This is a genomic window from Pseudomonas sp. AF32 (assembly GCF_022342325.2).
Lineage (GTDB): Bacteria > Pseudomonadota > Gammaproteobacteria > Pseudomonadales > Pseudomonadaceae > Aquipseudomonas > Aquipseudomonas uvaldensis.
In genome coordinates, this window is the sequence record NZ_RQJK02000012.1 from 46,086 (window position 1) to 61,330 (window position 15,245).

The following is a 15,245-nucleotide window of genomic DNA, read 5'->3' on the forward strand; positions in this document are numbered from 1 at the left end:
AAGTTTTTTGACGCGGCGTCGATACGCTGTTTATACGAAACTGAAGTTTTTGATGAGGTAGAACATGAATCCGATGTTAGCCCTTCGCCAATACCAGAAGATTGGCGCCCAGGCGCAAACCTCCGAAGCAAGTCCCCATCGCTTGGTGCAAATGCTCATGGAGGGTGGGTTGGATCGTATCGCCCAGGCCAAGGGGGCAATGGAGCGCAAGGATATTCCGAACAAAGGCATCCTGATCAGCAAGGCCATCGGCATTATTGGTGGTCTGCGTGAAGGATTGGATCTGGAAAACCAGGCCGAGTCGGTTGCTGAGTTGGACGCTCTCTACGCTTATATGATGAAACGCCTGGCCGAAGCCAACGCCAAGACCGACCCGAAGATCCTCGACGAAGTGGCCGATCTGCTTCGTACGGTCAAGGAAGGCTGGGATGGTATCGCCGTTCCCGGTCCGCAATTCTAAGGAGTACTCCCCATGAGTCATGTCCTGCAGCGAATAGAACAAACCCGTGACGCTCTGGTCGATGCCCTGGCCGAGCGGAACTGGGAGGCCATTGGTCAGTTGGACATGACGTGCCGTTCCTGCATGGAGGATGTGCTAGGGGCGTCCGAGGTGGATGGGGCGGCATTGCGCGCCAATCTTGAGGAGTTGATGGGGGTCTACAAGCAGCTTCTGGAGGCTGCGACAGGGGAGCGCCAGGCGATCGTCAACGAGATGTCGCAGGTTCACCAAGCACAAAACGCGGCGAAGGTCTACAACTTGTTCGGATAATAAATCCAAACAAAGTGCGCCATAAATTTGACTGTGACCCGTTTTTTGACTTAACTAGTAACTGTTTTCAGATTTCAGACGTCTACAGGCACGACAAGTCTGCAAGCGTCTAGCTTGCCCCCAAATCCGGGCTCTGAGTTGACTAGGAAGTTGCTATTGCATGTGGCGTGAAACCAAAATTCTCCTGATCGATGACGACAGCGTCCGCCGCCGTGATCTGGCGGTGATCCTGAATTTTCTCGGTGAAGAAAATTTGCCCTGCGGCAGCCATGATTGGCAGCAGGCGGTCGGCTCTCTGTCGTCCAGTCGTGAAGTCATTTGCGTCCTTATCGGGACCGTAAATGCTCCCGCAACTCTTTTGGGCTTGCTAAAGACACTGTCAACCTGGGATGAGTTCCTTCCGGTTTTGTTAATGGGCGAAAATTCTTCCCTTGACTTGCCTGAAGACCAGCGCCGCCGGGTGCTTTCCACCCTGGAAATGCCGCCCAGCTATAGCAAGTTGCTCGATTCGCTGCACCGCGCCCAGGTCTATCGCGAGATGTACGACCAGGCTCGCGAGCGTGGCAGGCACCGCGAACCCAATCTGTTTCGCAGTCTTGTCGGCACCAGCCGGGCGATCCAGCATGTGCGCCAGATGATGCAGCAGGTGGCCGACACCGACGCCAGTGTGTTGATCCTGGGCGAGTCGGGCACCGGCAAGGAAGTGGTAGCGCGCAACCTGCACTACCATTCCAAGCGTCGCGAAGCGCCGTTCGTGCCGGTCAACTGTGGCGCAATCCCGGCCGAGTTGCTGGAAAGCGAATTGTTCGGCCATGAGAAGGGCGCTTTCACCGGCGCCATCACCAGTCGGGCCGGGCGTTTCGAATTGGCGAACGGCGGCACGCTGTTCCTCGATGAAATCGGCGACATGCCGCTGCCGATGCAGGTCAAGCTGCTGCGAGTCCTGCAGGAGCGTACCTTCGAGCGCGTGGGCAGCAACAAGACCCAGAGTATCGATGTACGCATCATTGCCGCGACCCACAAGAACCTCGAGAGCATGATCGAGGTGGGCAGTTTCCGCGAAGACCTCTATTACCGCCTCAACGTATTCCCGATCGAAATGGCGCCGTTGCGCGAGCGTGTCGAAGACATCCCGCTGCTGATGAATGAGCTGATCTCGCGCATGGAACACGAAAAGCGCGGTTCGATCCGCTTCAACTCGGCGGCGATCATGTCCCTGTGTCGCCATGGCTGGCCGGGTAACGTCCGCGAACTGGCCAACCTGGTGGAGCGCATGGCGATCATGCATCCCTATGGCGTGATCGGCGTGGCTGAGCTACCGAAGAAATTCCGCTACGTCGACGACGAAGATGAGCAGATGGTCGACAGCCTGCGCACCGATTTGGAAGAGCGGGTGGCGATCAACGGCCACACACCTGATTTCACCGCCAATGCCATGCTGCCGCCTGAAGGTCTTGATCTCAAGGACTACCTCGGTGGCCTGGAGCAGGGGCTTATCCAGCAGGCCCTGGATGACGCCAACGGCATCGTGGCTCGGGCAGCGGAACGCTTGCGTATCCGTCGCACCACACTGGTGGAGAAGATGCGCAAGTACGGCATGAGCCGTCGCGAAGGAGATGAACAGGCGGATGATTGACGCTTGTTTTGCAACCGCCTGATTTTCAGGCGGTTTTTTTTCGGCATGGGTATTGCTAAGGCTCTCTCAACATTCCGTTTAACTGACGGTCAGCCAAGCGAGAGAGTCCGATGCCCCAAGTCGCCCAGATATCTCCTGTCTCCGAATCAGGGAGCATGACGTCCGCCGAACAGGCGAGCCGGCTCGGACTTGAGCAGGCGTTTTCGCTGTTCAACCAGATGTCCAGCCAACTGACCGATTCCTACAGTCTGCTCGAAGCCCGTGTCACTGAGCTCAAGGGTGAATTGGCGGTGGTCAGCGCCCAGCGCATGCAGGAGCTGGCGGAAAAGGAACGCTTGGCCAACCGGTTGCAGAACCTGCTCGATCTTTTGCCGGGCGGCGTGATTGTCATCGATGCCCATGGCTTTGTCCGCGAGGCCAACCCGGCCGCTTGCGAATTGCTCGGGCTGCCGCTCGAAGGCGAGCTGTGGCGACATGTCATTACCCGATGCTTCGCACCTCGTGAAGACGACGGTCATGAAGTGTCCCTCAAGAACGGACGACGCCTGTCCATCTCGACCCGCTCACTGGACGCCGAACCCGGGCAGTTGGTGCTGCTCAACGACCTGACTGAAACCCGTCACCTGCAAGACCAACTGGCGCGCCATGAGCGTCTGTCTTCCCTGGGGCGAATGGTGGCGTCGCTGGCGCACCAGATTCGTACGCCATTGTCCGCCGCCTTGCTGTACGCCAGTCATTTGACCGAGCAACCACTGCCGATGGAAACCCAGCAGCGTTTCGCCGGGCGCCTGAAAGAGCGTTTGCACGAGCTGGAACATCAGGTGCGGGACATGCTGGTCTTCGCCCGTGGCGAGTTGCCGCTGACCGATCGTGTGACGCCGAAAGCCTTGTTGCAGGCGTTGCAAGCGGCGGCATCGACCCATGTACAGGGCTTGCCGATGCGCTGGCAGTGCGACAGCCATGTCGGCGAGGTGCTGTGTAACCGCGACACCTTGGTGGGAGCGGTGTTGAACCTCATCGAAAATGCGATCCAGGCCGGCGGCGAGAAAGTTCGCCTGAAGGTTCACCTTTACACCCGCGATGACTCCCTTCGTCTGTGCGTCAGCGACAGCGGCGGTGGCATCGAGCCGGCCGTGCTCGCCCGCCTCGGCGAGCCGTTCTTCACGACCAAGGCGACTGGCACCGGGCTCGGCCTGACCGTGGTCAAGGCCGTGGCTCGTGCCCATCAGGGAGAATTGACGTTACGTTCGCGGCTGGGGCGTGGGACCTGTGCAACGGTGCGCCTGCCGTTGTTTTCCAGTGCGCCGCAGGTGGAGTGATAGCGATGGCGATCAAGGTGTTGCTGGTAGAGGATGATCGGGCCCTGCGTGAAGCGCTGGCCGATACGCTGGTTTTGGCCGGGCATGGCTATGTGGCCGTAGGCTCGGCTGAGGATGCGTTGCAGACGGTGGCTCGGGAAACTTTCAACCTGGTGGTCAGCGATGTGAACATGCCGGGTATGGATGGACACCAGTTGCTCGGGTTGTTGCGTGCCCGTCACCCTCAGTTGCCGGTATTGCTGATGACGGCCCATGGTGCGGTCGAGCGTGCGGTGGAAGCGATGCGCCAGGGGGCTGCGGATTATTTGGTCAAGCCATTCGAACCCAAGGCGCTGCTGGACCTGGTGGCGCGTCATGCATTGGGCACCCCTGTTGTCGAGGGTGAAGGCCCGGTGGCGTTCGAGCCGGCCAGCGCGCAGTTGCTGGAATTGGCGGCGCGCGTGGCGCGCAGCGATTCAACGGTGTTGATTTCCGGTGAGTCCGGTACTGGCAAGGAAGTGCTGGCGCGCTATATCCACCAACAATCCCGTCGCGCCAACGAACCGTTCATTGCCATCAACTGTGCGGCGATTCCCGACAACATGCTCGAAGCGACGCTGTTCGGCCATGAGAAGGGGGCGTTCACCGGGGCCATTGCGGCCCAGGCCGGCAAGTTCGAACAGGCCGATGGTGGCACCATTTTGCTGGACGAGATCTCCGAAATGCCCCTGGGCTTGCAAGCCAAGCTGTTGCGGGTGCTCCAGGAGCGGGAAGTGGAGCGGGTCGGTGGGCGCAAGCCCATCAGTCTGGATATCCGCGTGGTGGCGACCACCAACCGCGATCTTGCGGGCGAAGTGGCAGCGGGACGGTTTCGCGAAGACCTTTATTACCGTCTGTCGGTTTTTCCCCTGGCCTGGCGTCCACTTCGTGAACGCACTGCCGATATCCTGCCGCTGGCTGAACGGCTATTGGCCCGGCACGTCAATAAAATGAAACACGCGACGGCGAGGCTTTCGCCGGCGGCCCAGGCCTGCCTGGTTGCGTATCCATGGCCCGGGAACGTACGGGAACTGGATAACGCCATCCAGCGGGCGTTGATCCTGCAGCAGGGCGGCTTGATCCAGCCAGAGGATTTCTGCCTGGCCGGTCCGGTGGCCTGTGCGCCGTTGCCGGTGTTGGCAGCGGCGCCCGCACCGGTGCTCGCGGCCCCGGTGGAAGTAGACGGCGAGTCGGCCGGCGCGTTGGGCGACGACCTGCGTCGGCGTGAGTTCCAGATGATCATCGACACCTTGCGCGCCGAGCGCGGGCGTCGCAAGGAGGCGGCAGAACGCTTGGGCATCAGCCCCCGCACCTTGCGCTACAAACTGGCGCAGATGCGTGATGCCGGTATGGATGTGGAGGCGTATCTGTTCGCTAGCTGATAACACACCGACACCGCCATTCCTTTGGAAGCGAGATTGCTCGCGAAGGCGGTGATTCCAGCGATGCACAGTTTGACTGTCAGACCGCTATCGCGAGCAGGCTCGCTCCTACCGGAGCCTGGCGCGGCGGTATGCGCATTTGTTTATCGCGGCCATGGAGCTGGCACCCTTGTTGCTACTACCTAGATACCCGCTGACCAAGTGTCAAAAAAACGCGGACCGCCAGAGAGAATAGAGCATGAGCCAAGGTATTGAATTTAATCGATTGATGTTGGACATGCGGGCCATGCAAATGGACGCCATGGCCCAGCCGAAATCGGTCGCCGTGCCCCAAGTGGCTGGCAGCAGCTTTTCCGACATGCTCGGTCAGGCCGTCAATAAAGTGAACGATACCCAGCAGGCATCGAACCAATTAGCCAGTGCCTTTGAAATTGGCAAAAGTGGCGTCGACCTGACTGACGTAATGATCTCTTCGCAGAAAGCCAGTGTCTCGTTCCAGGCGTTGACCCAGGTTCGCAATAAACTGGTTCAAGCCTACCAAGACATCATGCAGATGCCGGTTTAAGGAAACTATTGAGTCATGGCAGAAGCAGCCGTAGATAACGTTCCGGCCAAGGCCACCCCGACCGACGGCAAACCGCCGCTGTTCGGCCTGTCCTTCCTGGAAAATCTCTCCGAGATGACCATGCTGCGTCAGGTGGGCCTGTTGGTCGGCCTGGCTGCCAGCGTGGCGATTGGTTTTGCCGTGGTGCTGTGGTCTCAGCAGCCGGACTACCGTCCTTTGTACGGCAGCCTGGAAGGCATGGACGCCAAGCAAGTCATGGAGACCCTGGCTTCTGCCGACATTCCATACACCGTCGAGCCCAATTCCGGTGCCTTGCTGGTCAAGGCTGACGATGTCGCCCGTGCGCGCCTCAAGCTCGCCGCCGCTGGCGTGACGCCGAGCGACGGCAATGTCGGTTTCGAGATCCTCGACAAGGACCAGGGCCTGGGCACCAGCCAGTTCATGGAAGCGACCCGTTATCGTCGCGGCCTGGAAGGCGAGTTGGCGCGTACCATCTCCAGCCTGAACAACGTCAAGGGTGCTCGTGTGCACCTGGCGATTCCGAAAAGCTCGGTGTTCGTGCGTGATGAGCGCAAGCCGAGTGCTTCGGTACTGGTCGACCTGTATCCGGGCCGTGCCCTCGAGCCTGGCCAGGTCCTGGCGATCGTCAATCTGGTGGCGACCAGCGTTCCCGAGTTGAGCAAGTCGCAGATCACCGTGGTCGACCAGAAAGGCAACCTGCTGTCCGATCAGGTGGAAAATTCCGAACTGACCATGGCCGGCAAGCAATTCGATTACAGCCGTCGCATGGAAGGCATGTTGACCCAGCGCGTGCATAACATCCTGCAGCCGATCCTGGGCAATGACCGTTACAAAGCCGAAGTGTCGGCCGATGTGGATTTCAGCGCCGTCGAATCGACGTCCGAGCAATTCAACCCCGATCAACCGGCGTTGCGCAGCGAGCAGTCGGTCACCGAGCAGCGCACCGCCAGCAATGGTCCACAAGGTGTGCCCGGTGCCTTGAGCAACCAGCCGCCATCACCGGCCAGTGCACCGCAGACCACGGGTGGTGCCGCCGGTGCCGCCGGCATGGTGCAGCCAGGCCAGCCGCTGGTGGACGCCAACGGCCAGCAGATCATGGACCCGGCCACCGGCCAGCCGATGCTCGCGCCGTACCCGGCCGACAAGCGTCAGCAAGCGACCAGGAACTTCGAACTGGACCGTTCCATCAGCCACACCAAGCAACAGCAGGGGCGTTTGAACCGTCTGTCGGTTGCGGTGGTGGTGGACGACCAGGTCAAGGTCAACCCGGCCAATGGCGAAACCACCCGTGCGCCATGGAGCGCCGACGAGCTGGCGCGCTTCACCCGCCTGGTGCAGGACGCCGTCGGTTTCGACGCCAGCCGTGGCGACAGCGTCAGCGTGATCAACGTGCCGTTCTCCTCCGAGCGCGGAGAGGTGATTGCCGATATTCCGTTTTATTCGCAACCCTGGTTCTGGGATGTGGTCAAGCAAGTATTGGGCGTGCTGTTCATCCTGGTGCTGGTGTTCGGGGTGCTGCGTCCGGTGCTCAACAACATCACCAATGGCGGCAAGAACAAGCAGCTGGCCGGCCTGGGTGATGTAGAGCTGGGAGGCATGGGCGGCCTGGATGGCGAATTGGCCAACGATCGCGTCAGCCTCGGCGGGCCGCAGAGCATTCTGCTGCCAAGCCCGAGCGAAGGCTATGACGCACAGTTGAACGCCATCAAGAGTCTGGTGGCAGAAGATCCGGGTCGTGTGGCCCAGGTCGTGAAAGAGTGGATTAACGCAGATGAGTGATAATCGAGCCGCCGTAGCCAAATTGTCCCGGGTCGACAAAGCCGCGATCTTGCTGCTGTCCCTGGGGTCGACCGATGCCGCGCAGGTGCTGCGTCACATGGGGCCCAAGGAGGTTCAGCGTGTGGGCGTGGCCATGGCCCAGATGGGTAACGTGCATCGTGAACAGGTCGAGCAGGTCATGAGCGAGTTCGTCGACATCGTCGGCGATCAGACCAGCCTGGGCGTCGGTTCCGATGACTACGTGCGCAAAATGCTCACCCAGGCCCTGGGCGAGGACAAGGCCAACGGCCTGATCGACCGGATCCTGCTGGGCGGCAACACCAGTGGCCTGGACAGCCTCAAGTGGATGGAGCCGCGTGCCGTGGCCGACGTGATCCGTTACGAGCACCCGCAGATCCAGGCGATCGTGGTGGCCTACCTCGATCCGGACCAGGCCGGCGAAGTGCTCGGCAATTTCGATCACAAGGCGCGCCTGGACATCATTCTGCGGGTGTCGTCGCTCAACACCGTGCAACCGGCGGCCCTGAAGGAATTGAACCAGATCCTCGAGAAGCAGTTCTCGGGTAACTCCAATGCCTCGCGCACCACCCTGGGTGGCATCAAGCGTGCGGCGGATATCATGAACTTCCTCGACAGTTCGATCGAAGGTCAACTGATGGACTCGATCCGCGAGTTCGACGAAGACCTGTCCGGTCAGATCGAAGACCTCATGTTCGTGTTCAACAACCTGGCCGACGTCGACGACCGCGGTATCCAGGCGCTGTTGCGCGAAGTGTCCTCCGATGTGCTGGTGCTGGCCCTCAAGGGATCGGACGAAGGCGTCAAGGAAAAGATCTTCAAGAACATGTCCAAGCGGGCGGCCGAACTGTTGCGCGACGACCTCGAGGCCAAGGGCCCGGTGCGCGTCAGCGACGTGGAAACCGCACAGAAGGAAATCCTCACCATCGCCCGTCGCATGGCCGAAGCCGGAGAAATCGTGCTCGGCGGCAAGGGCGGCGAAGAGATGATCTAAGGTCGTTATGTCTGTCAAGAGTGATGAAGCACCCAGCGACCTGATCCGCGCCCGGGACGTCGGTGGTTTCGACGTCTGGTCGCTGCCCAGCTTCGATCCCCATGTGCCGGAGCCTGAGCCCGAGCCGGTGGAGGAGCTGCCGGAAATCGAGGAAGTGCCGCTGGAGGAAGTCCAGCCGCTGACCCTGGAAGAAGTTGAAAGCATCCGCCAGGAAGCCTACAACGAAGGCTTTGCCATTGGTGAAAAAGAGGGCTTCCACAGCACCTCGATCAAGGTCCGCCAGGAAGCCGACATCGCACTGGCGGCCAAGCTCCAGACGATGGAAGCGCTGATGCACAACCTGTTCGAGCCCATCGCCGAGCAGGATACGCAGATCGAAAAATCCCTGGTGGGGCTGGTGCAGCACATCGCCCGACAGGTGATCCAGCGCGAACTGGCCATCGATTCGAGCCAGATCGAACACGTCATGCGCGAAGCCCTCAAACTCTTGCCGCTGGGCGTGGGCAATGTGCGGCTCTACATCAACCCTCAGGATTTTGCGTTGGTCAAAGCCTTGCGCGAACGTCATGAGGAAACCTGGCGCATCGTCGAAGACGAGTCCATGCTGCCGGGCGGTTGCCGGGTGGAAACCGAACACAGCCGCATCGACGCGACCATCGAAACCCGCATTGCGCAGATCATGGCCAAGTTGTTTGACCAGCTCCACGAGCAGGCCCTGCATCCGGCCGCTCCGGACCTGAGCCTGCAATTGCCGGACGAGCCCAAGGCCACCGCCAGCGTCAGCGCGGACGCCGCTGATTTGATCGCAACTGAACCGGATGGTCGCGATGCGCCTTGAACGAACCAGCTTCGGCAAGCGCCTGGGCAGCTATGCCGAGGCCACCGAACTGGCCGGCCAGCCCATCCTGGAAGGGCGCCTGCTGCGCATGGTCGGCTTGACCCTCGAAGCCGAAGGCCTGCGCGCCGCCATGGGCAGCCGCTGCCTGGTCATCAACGATGACACTTATCACCCCGTACAGGTCGAAGCCGAAGTCATGGGCTTCTCCGGGAGCAAAGTCTTTTTGATGCCGGTGGGCAGCGTGGCCGGGATCGCCCCCGGCGCACGCGTGGTGCCCTTGGCCGATACGGGCCGACTGCCCATGGGCATGAGCATGCTCGGCCGGGTGTTGGATGGGGCTGGTCGTGCCCTGGATGGCAAGGGCGGCATGAAGGCCGAGGATTGGGTCCCGATGGACGGCCCGACCATCAACCCGCTCAAACGTGATCCCATCAGCGTTCCGCTGGACGTGGGCATTCGCTGCATCAACGGTTTGTTGACGGTGGGGCGCGGTCAGCGTCTGGGTCTGTTCGCCGGTACCGGCGTGGGCAAGAGTGTGCTATTGGGCATGATGACCCGCTTCACCGAAGCCGACATCATCGTGGTCGGGTTGATCGGCGAGCGGGGTCGTGAGGTGAAGGAATTCATCGAGCACATCCTTGGCGAGGAAGGCCTCAAGCGTTCCGTCGTGGTGGCTTCGCCGGCGGACGATGCGCCGTTGATGCGGCTGCGGGCCGCCATGTATTGCACCCGTATTGCCGAATATTTCCGTGACAAGGGCAAGAATGTCCTGTTGCTGATGGACTCGCTGACCCGTTTCGCCCAGGCCCAGCGGGAAATCGCCCTGGCCATCGGCGAGCCCCCGGCCACCAAGGGTTATCCGCCTTCGGTATTCGCCAAATTGCCCAAGCTGGTGGAGCGCGCCGGTAACGCCGAGAAGGGTGGCGGTTCGATCACCGCGTTCTATACCGTCCTTTCCGAGGGGGACGACCAGCAGGATCCCATTGCCGACTCGGCGCGGGGTGTGCTCGATGGGCACATCGTGCTGTCCCGGCGCCTGGCGGAGGAGGGGCATTACCCGGCCATCGATATCGAGGCGTCCATCAGTCGGGTCATGCCGTCCGTCATCAGCGCCGAACACCTGAAGCGTGCGCAACAGTTCAAGCAATACTGGTCGCGTTACCAACAGAGCCGCGATCTGATCAGTGTGGGTGCCTACGTGCCGGGTGGCGATCGCGAAACGGACACCGCCATCAATCTTTATCCGGCCATGGCGGTTTACCTGCGCCAGAGCCTGAACGACAACATCGGCATGGGGGCCAGCGAAGCGCACCTGCAAACGATCTTCGCCCCGGTATCCGGCGGATAACCGATCATGGCCACGAGTCGTGCGGCGCGTCTGGCGCCTGTGGTGGATATGGCAGAGAAGGCCGAGAAAACGGCCGTCCAACGTTTGGCGTATTTTCAGGGCCAGGTGGCCGTCGCCGAAAGCAAACTGGCGGACCTCGAGAATTTTCGCCTCGAATACCAGGAACAATGGATTGCCCGGGGCAGTCATGGCGTTTCCGGGCAATGGCTGCTGGGTTATCAAGGGTTTCTCGCGCAACTGGGGACTGCCATCGACCAGCAGCGCCAGAGTCTGGTCTGGCACCAGAACAATCTGGAGAAGGCCCGCCAGAGTTGGCAGGAGGCCTTCGCCCGGGTCGAAGGGCTGCGCAAGCTGGTGCAGCGCTATATCGATGAGGCGCGGCAGTTGGAGGACAAGCGCGAGCAAAAACTGCTGGATGAACTGTCCCAGCGTCTGCCGCGCCAGGATCCGTTCTGATCGCGGCACCGAATTTAGAGGATCGGGCGATCCAAAACCTTGCTCAGACCTCTACCAGGTGCTACACCTTGTACACGTATGTCCATGACAGGGAAGCCTACTATGTCAGTCGTTACAGAAGTCTCCGGCGATGGGAAGAAACTGACGATTTCGATCAAGGGTCGTTTCGATTTCGGGCGGCATCAGGAATTTCGTGAATCTTACGAAAAGTTTTCCCAAAAGCCCGAAATCTACGTCGTGGATCTCAAAGACACTACCTATCTTGATAGCTCCGCCTTGGGCATGTTGCTCCTGCTTCGGGATTACGCCGGAGGAGAAGACGCCAATGTGAGCGTCTCCAACTGCAGTGCGGATGTGCGCAAGATTCTTGCGATCTCCAATTTCGACAAGCTGTTCGACATCGACGGCCCGAAGGAGGACAGGTCCGATCCTAATGACGGAACGCAGCACGGCCACGCCCTCCGGGACAAGCTTCATGCAGGCAAAGCTTGACCGGCAGCCATGTTGTCCGATACCGAGTCCCTGACGGTCCTGATTGCCGAGGACAGTGCCGCTGATCGGCTGCTGTTGTCGACGATTGTCCGTCGCCAGGGTCATCATGTGCTGACCGCCGCCGATGGCGCCGAGGCGGTGGAGGTGTACCGGCTGCAGCGTCCTCACATGGTATTGATGGATGCCATGATGCCCGTCATGGACGGATTCGAAGCTGCACAGAAGATCAAGCACCTGGCCGGCGAACAGCTGGTCCCCATCATCTTTCTCACGTCCTTGACCGAAAGCGAAGCCTTGGCTCGTTGCCTGGAGGCCGGTGGCGACGATTTCCTGGCCAAGCCCTATAACCAGGTGATTCTGGCGGCCAAGATCAAGGCCATGGACCGCTTGCGCCGGTTGCAGGCCACGGTTGTCGAACAGCGCGATCAGATCGCTCGACACCACGATTACCTGCTCAACGAACAACGGGTCGCCAAGGCCGTGTTCGACAAGATCGCCCATTCCGGCTGTCTGAACGCGCCGAATATCCGATACCTGCAATCGCCCTATGCCCTGTTCAACGGGGATTTGCTCCTGGCCGCCTTCAATCCGGCCGGAGACATGCACGTCCTGTTGGGGGATTTTACCGGGCACGGCTTGCCGGCGGCGGTCGGCGCCATGCCCCTGGCGGAGGTCTTCTACGGCATGACCGCCAAGGGCTACGGCCTGGCGCAGATCCTGCGGGAGATGAATGCCAAGCTCAAGCGCATCCTGCCGGTCGACATGTTTTGCTGCGCGACGCTGTTGTGCCTGAGCTTTCAGCGTTGCACCGTGGAAATCTGGAACGGTGGCATGCCCGACGGCTACCTGCATGACAGTCTCAGCGGCGCGCGCAAGCCTCTGCCAGCGCGCCATTTGCCGTTGGGCGTGCTGACGCCACAACTGTTCGATGACCGTACCGAAGTGCATCCCATGGCAGTGGGGGATCGGGTGTTTCTGTTGTCGGATGGTGTGATCGACACCAGCAATGAAGAGGAAGAACTGTTCGGTGTGGAACGGCTGCAGGCGGTCTTCGCCGCCAATCGCGAGCCGGACTGCCTTTTTGAAGACATCCAGCAGTCGCTGCGCGAGTTCCGCGGCGAAGCTCGTGATGACTTCAGCATGGTGGAGGTGCGGATGGTTGCGCCGACGCAACTCAACCCGCCGCCACCGGTCTATTCCGATAGCGGCCAGTCCAGCCCGCTGGACTGGTCGGTGAGCTTCGAATTCCGGGCGCAGACGCTCAGGCGGTTCAACCCGATGCCGTACTTGCTGCAGCTTTTGCAGGAGGTTCATGGGCTCAGGGCTCAGAGCGGAGCCCTCTACAGCGTTCTCTCGGAGCTGTATTCCAACGCCCTTGAGCATGGGGTGCTGGGACTCGACTCGGGTATCAAGCGTGATGCGTCGGGTTTTGCGCGTTACTATACGGAGCGCAACTCACGCTTGGAGGCGTTGAGTGACGGTCATATCAGGGTACATTTGCACGTTACCCCCCATGGTGAGGGTGGCAGCCTGGTGATTGAGGTCGAGGACAGTGGCGAGGGCTTCGATGTCGCCCGTGTGCTGGCGCGTCCGCAGGACTGCGACAGGCTGTCCGGGCGCGGCGTGAGTCTCGTACGTCAGTTGAGCCATCAGGCCCGCTGGTCAGACGATGGTCGTAATGTGCGCGTGGAGTTTTTCTGGGAGGCTCTGGCATAATCCAGGCCATTCTTGATCAAGGAGCGAGCAAGTGAGTGAGATACATCTGGACCGCGATGTGCTCAGCACATTGAAGGAAGTCATGGAAGAAGGGTATCTGGAATTGCTCGATACCTTTCTCAACGATTCCGAGGCTCGCCTTCGGGTGCTGCACGAGGCCCGCGATGCCGAGAAGCTGAGTGCTACGGCCCATAGCTTCAAGGGCAGCAGCAGCAACATGGGCGCCATCCGCCTGGCCGAGCTGTGCGGTGAGCTGGAGCAGCGCGCCAAACAGCCTTCGCTGGGTGGCATCGAGAAACTGGTCAGCGAAATCGACAGCGAATTCGCTCATGTGCGCAACCTTTGCAGGGAAGAGCGCGAAGGTTTCCATTGCTGAAAGTTGTGCACGCAATTCCATGTTTGCCTGAGTTGGCCCAACCCTTGCAGTGACTTGTCCCGACTGTACCTATGATTTCAGTGCAGCGGAGACTTTTTATGCCCGTTACGCCCAATACACTGCTGCAGGCCGCTACCCAGGCCAAGCCCCAGACCGCCGTCAATTCACCGGCAGCGGCCCCTGAGCCAGGAAATAGAGCCTCCAGCTTCGCGCAGGTCTTCGCCAAGCAGACGCCTGTCAAATCACCGTCGGTCTCGGACCCTTCGATGAAGCCGGTGCGTGATAAGACCCCCGACAACACCGTCAAGAAGAACGTCGACAGCGAAACGGCTGCCGCGCCAGAACCGGCCGTTGCCGATAGCGGCAAACCCTTGCCTGCCGACAAGCCGGCTACGGCTGACGGTCAGGGCGCCAGCGAAGACCGCGACGATACCGTCCAAGTGCCAGTGGCCGAGGCTCAGCCTGCCGATCCGGCGCTCGATCCGGCCTTGCTGCCGGAGACCGTCACGCCGGTCGTGACCGTGGAGGTTGCCCCCACGCCGGTGGACGTGTCCTCCACGCCTCAAGTTGCCGCCGCGGTGGCGGCGCCAGTTGCTCCCCTGGTCACTCCGGCCAAGGCCGAGACGCCAGTGGTGGATCCGGAGTTCGATCCACAGGCTGATCCCCTCGACGCTCTGCCAGCGCTGCGCCTGGCAATGGAACAGAGCGGCCATGTTTCCGCGGCCAGCCAGCCAAAGGCCGCCGCTACGGCGCCGCTCGATGCTGAACAGACATCCACGTCGGCCCAGGCATTTGCCGCCGGCATGGCCAATATGCTCAGCGTCCAGGCCGACCAGGACGGCACCGGTCCGGGTAGCCAGGGCGGCGACAAAGCCTTTAGTGGTCTCATCAGCGAAGGGCTGAAGGATTTGAGCGCTGCGTCCAGCGACACGCGGGTGGATGATTTCGCCAACCGTCTGGCGGCGCTGACCCAGGCCGCTACGCCCAAGACGGCCAATGCGGTGCCGGTCAACCAGCCCATCGCCATGAACCAGAGCGGTTGGACCGAAGAAATCGTCAACCGGGTCATGTACCTCTCCAGCGCCAATCTCAAGGCGGCGGACATCCAGTTGCAGCCGGCCGAACTCGGGCGCCTGGATATCCGGGTGAACATGGTTCCGGACCAGCAGACCCAGGTGACCTTCATGAGCGCCCACTCCGGCGTTCGCGAGGCCCTCGAAGGCCAGATGCACCGCCTGCGGGACAGTTTCGCCCAACAAGGCATGGGCCAGGTCGATGTCAACGTCTCCGACCAGTCCCGGGGCTCGCAGAACCAGGACCAACAGGCACAGCAGCAGGCCCAGGCCGGACGCATCACCTCAGGTGGTTCGCGTCTGGATTCGGCCGATGAAAGCCTGCCGGCCAACGTGGCCGATGTCGCGGCCAGCACCACCAGCGTCATCGGCACCAGCGCGGTGGATTACTACGCCTGATCAGGCGCCACAGACCCTGTGGGAGCGGGCTTGCTCGCGAAAGCGG

Annotated in this window: 14 protein-coding genes and 1 pseudogene; all 15 read left to right on the forward strand. The window is 61.0% G+C overall.

Features of this window, described 5'->3' with window-relative positions:
- The first annotated feature begins 64 nt into the window (after positions 1–64).
- The 15 genes and pseudogenes from fliS (at position 65) to EGM97_RS13125 (ending at position 15,199) form a co-directional block, all read left to right on the forward strand.
- Complete coding sequence (gene fliS, locus EGM97_RS13055) at positions 65–460, forward strand: flagellar export chaperone FliS (protein WP_238961928.1); 396 nt, start codon at positions 65–67, stop codon at positions 458–460.
- A 12-nt stretch (positions 461–472) separates the two neighbouring features.
- On the forward strand, positions 473–769 hold the full coding sequence (fliT, locus tag EGM97_RS13060) for a flagellar protein FliT (RefSeq protein WP_238961929.1): 297 nt from the start codon (positions 473–475) through the stop codon (positions 767–769).
- Positions 770–929: 160 nt separating this feature from the next.
- Positions 930–2,405 carry a sigma-54 dependent transcriptional regulator gene (locus tag EGM97_RS13065; RefSeq protein ID WP_053154934.1) on the forward strand — a complete coding sequence of 492 codons (1,476 nt, stop codon included), beginning with the start codon at positions 930–932 and terminating at the stop codon, positions 2,403–2,405.
- Between the two features lie 110 nt (positions 2,406–2,515).
- Positions 2,516–3,724, forward strand: a complete 1,209-nt coding sequence (locus tag EGM97_RS13070; protein WP_477788812.1) for a sensor histidine kinase — start codon at positions 2,516–2,518, stop codon at positions 3,722–3,724.
- A gap of 5 nt (positions 3,725–3,729) precedes the next feature.
- On the forward strand, positions 3,730–5,124 hold the full coding sequence (fleR, locus tag EGM97_RS13075) for a sigma-54-dependent response regulator transcription factor FleR (RefSeq protein WP_238961931.1): 1,395 nt from the start codon (positions 3,730–3,732) through the stop codon (positions 5,122–5,124).
- 238 nt (positions 5,125–5,362) lie between these two features.
- Positions 5,363–5,689: a flagellar hook-basal body complex protein FliE gene (fliE, locus tag EGM97_RS13080; RefSeq protein WP_238961932.1), complete on the forward strand. Its 327-nt coding sequence runs from the start codon at positions 5,363–5,365 to the stop codon at positions 5,687–5,689.
- Between the two features lie 15 nt (positions 5,690–5,704).
- A complete protein-coding gene (gene fliF, locus EGM97_RS13085) occupies positions 5,705–7,489 on the forward strand; it encodes a flagellar basal-body MS-ring/collar protein FliF (protein WP_238961933.1) in 1,785 nt (594 codons plus the stop codon).
- Positions 7,482–8,501: a flagellar motor switch protein FliG gene (gene fliG, locus EGM97_RS13090; protein WP_053154943.1), complete on the forward strand. Its 1,020-nt coding sequence runs from the start codon at positions 7,482–7,484 to the stop codon at positions 8,499–8,501. Before fliF ends, fliG begins: the two co-directional genes overlap by 8 nt.
- Positions 8,502–8,508: 7 nt before the next feature.
- Positions 8,509–9,339, forward strand: a complete 831-nt coding sequence (gene fliH / locus EGM97_RS13095; protein WP_238961934.1) for a flagellar assembly protein FliH — start codon at positions 8,509–8,511, stop codon at positions 9,337–9,339.
- Positions 9,329–10,687 (forward strand): flagellar protein export ATPase FliI, encoded by a 1,359-nt coding sequence (fliI, locus tag EGM97_RS13100; RefSeq protein WP_053154947.1) that lies wholly within the window; start codon positions 9,329–9,331, stop codon positions 10,685–10,687. The genes fliH and fliI overlap by 11 nt, the downstream gene beginning before the upstream one ends.
- A 6-nt stretch (positions 10,688–10,693) precedes the next feature.
- Positions 10,694–11,143, forward strand: coding sequence for a flagellar export protein FliJ (gene fliJ / locus EGM97_RS13105; RefSeq protein WP_053154949.1), 450 nt, complete (start codon positions 10,694–10,696; stop codon positions 11,141–11,143).
- A gap of 102 nt (positions 11,144–11,245) precedes the next feature.
- Positions 11,246–11,545: pseudogene (locus EGM97_RS13110) on the forward strand (STAS domain-containing protein); the annotation flags it as partial.
- Between the two features lie 99 nt (positions 11,546–11,644).
- Positions 11,645–13,351: an ATP-binding SpoIIE family protein phosphatase gene (locus EGM97_RS13115; protein WP_238961935.1), complete on the forward strand. Its 1,707-nt coding sequence runs from the start codon at positions 11,645–11,647 to the stop codon at positions 13,349–13,351.
- Positions 13,352–13,382: 31 nt separating this feature from the next.
- A complete protein-coding gene (locus EGM97_RS13120; RefSeq protein ID WP_042731736.1) occupies positions 13,383–13,727 on the forward strand; it encodes an Hpt domain-containing protein in 345 nt (114 codons plus the stop codon).
- Positions 13,728–13,825: 98 nt separating this feature from the next.
- Positions 13,826–15,199 carry a flagellar hook-length control protein FliK gene (locus EGM97_RS13125; RefSeq protein WP_238961936.1) on the forward strand — a complete coding sequence of 458 codons (1,374 nt, stop codon included), beginning with the start codon at positions 13,826–13,828 and terminating at the stop codon, positions 15,197–15,199.
- Positions 15,200–15,245: the final 46 nt, after the last annotated feature.

What these genes read in the sequence shown, in the direction of transcription:
- fliS (WP_238961928.1), top strand. Translation starts at nt 65, where the DNA reads ATGAATCCGATGTTAGCCCTTCGCCAATACCAGAAGATTGGCGCCCAG.
- fliT (WP_238961929.1), top strand. Translation starts at nt 473, where the DNA reads ATGAGTCATGTCCTGCAGCGAATAGAACAAACCCGTGACGCTCTGGTC.
- EGM97_RS13070 (WP_477788812.1), top strand. Translation starts at nt 2,516, where the DNA reads ATGCCCCAAGTCGCCCAGATATCTCCTGTCTCCGAATCAGGGAGCATG.
- EGM97_RS13065 (WP_053154934.1), top strand. Translation starts at nt 930, where the DNA reads ATGTGGCGTGAAACCAAAATTCTCCTGATCGATGACGACAGCGTCCGC.
- fliI (WP_053154947.1), top strand. Translation starts at nt 9,329, where the DNA reads ATGCGCCTTGAACGAACCAGCTTCGGCAAGCGCCTGGGCAGCTATGCC.
- fliH (WP_238961934.1), top strand. Translation starts at nt 8,509, where the DNA reads ATGTCTGTCAAGAGTGATGAAGCACCCAGCGACCTGATCCGCGCCCGG.
- fliF (WP_238961933.1), top strand. Translation starts at nt 5,705, where the DNA reads ATGGCAGAAGCAGCCGTAGATAACGTTCCGGCCAAGGCCACCCCGACC.
- fliG (WP_053154943.1), top strand. Translation starts at nt 7,482, where the DNA reads ATGAGTGATAATCGAGCCGCCGTAGCCAAATTGTCCCGGGTCGACAAA.
- fliE (WP_238961932.1), top strand. Translation starts at nt 5,363, where the DNA reads ATGAGCCAAGGTATTGAATTTAATCGATTGATGTTGGACATGCGGGCC.
- EGM97_RS13115 (WP_238961935.1), top strand. Translation starts at nt 11,645, where the DNA reads ATGTTGTCCGATACCGAGTCCCTGACGGTCCTGATTGCCGAGGACAGT.
- EGM97_RS13125 (WP_238961936.1), top strand. Translation starts at nt 13,826, where the DNA reads ATGCCCGTTACGCCCAATACACTGCTGCAGGCCGCTACCCAGGCCAAG.
- fliJ (WP_053154949.1), top strand. Translation starts at nt 10,694, where the DNA reads ATGGCCACGAGTCGTGCGGCGCGTCTGGCGCCTGTGGTGGATATGGCA.
- fleR (WP_238961931.1), top strand. Translation starts at nt 3,730, where the DNA reads ATGGCGATCAAGGTGTTGCTGGTAGAGGATGATCGGGCCCTGCGTGAA.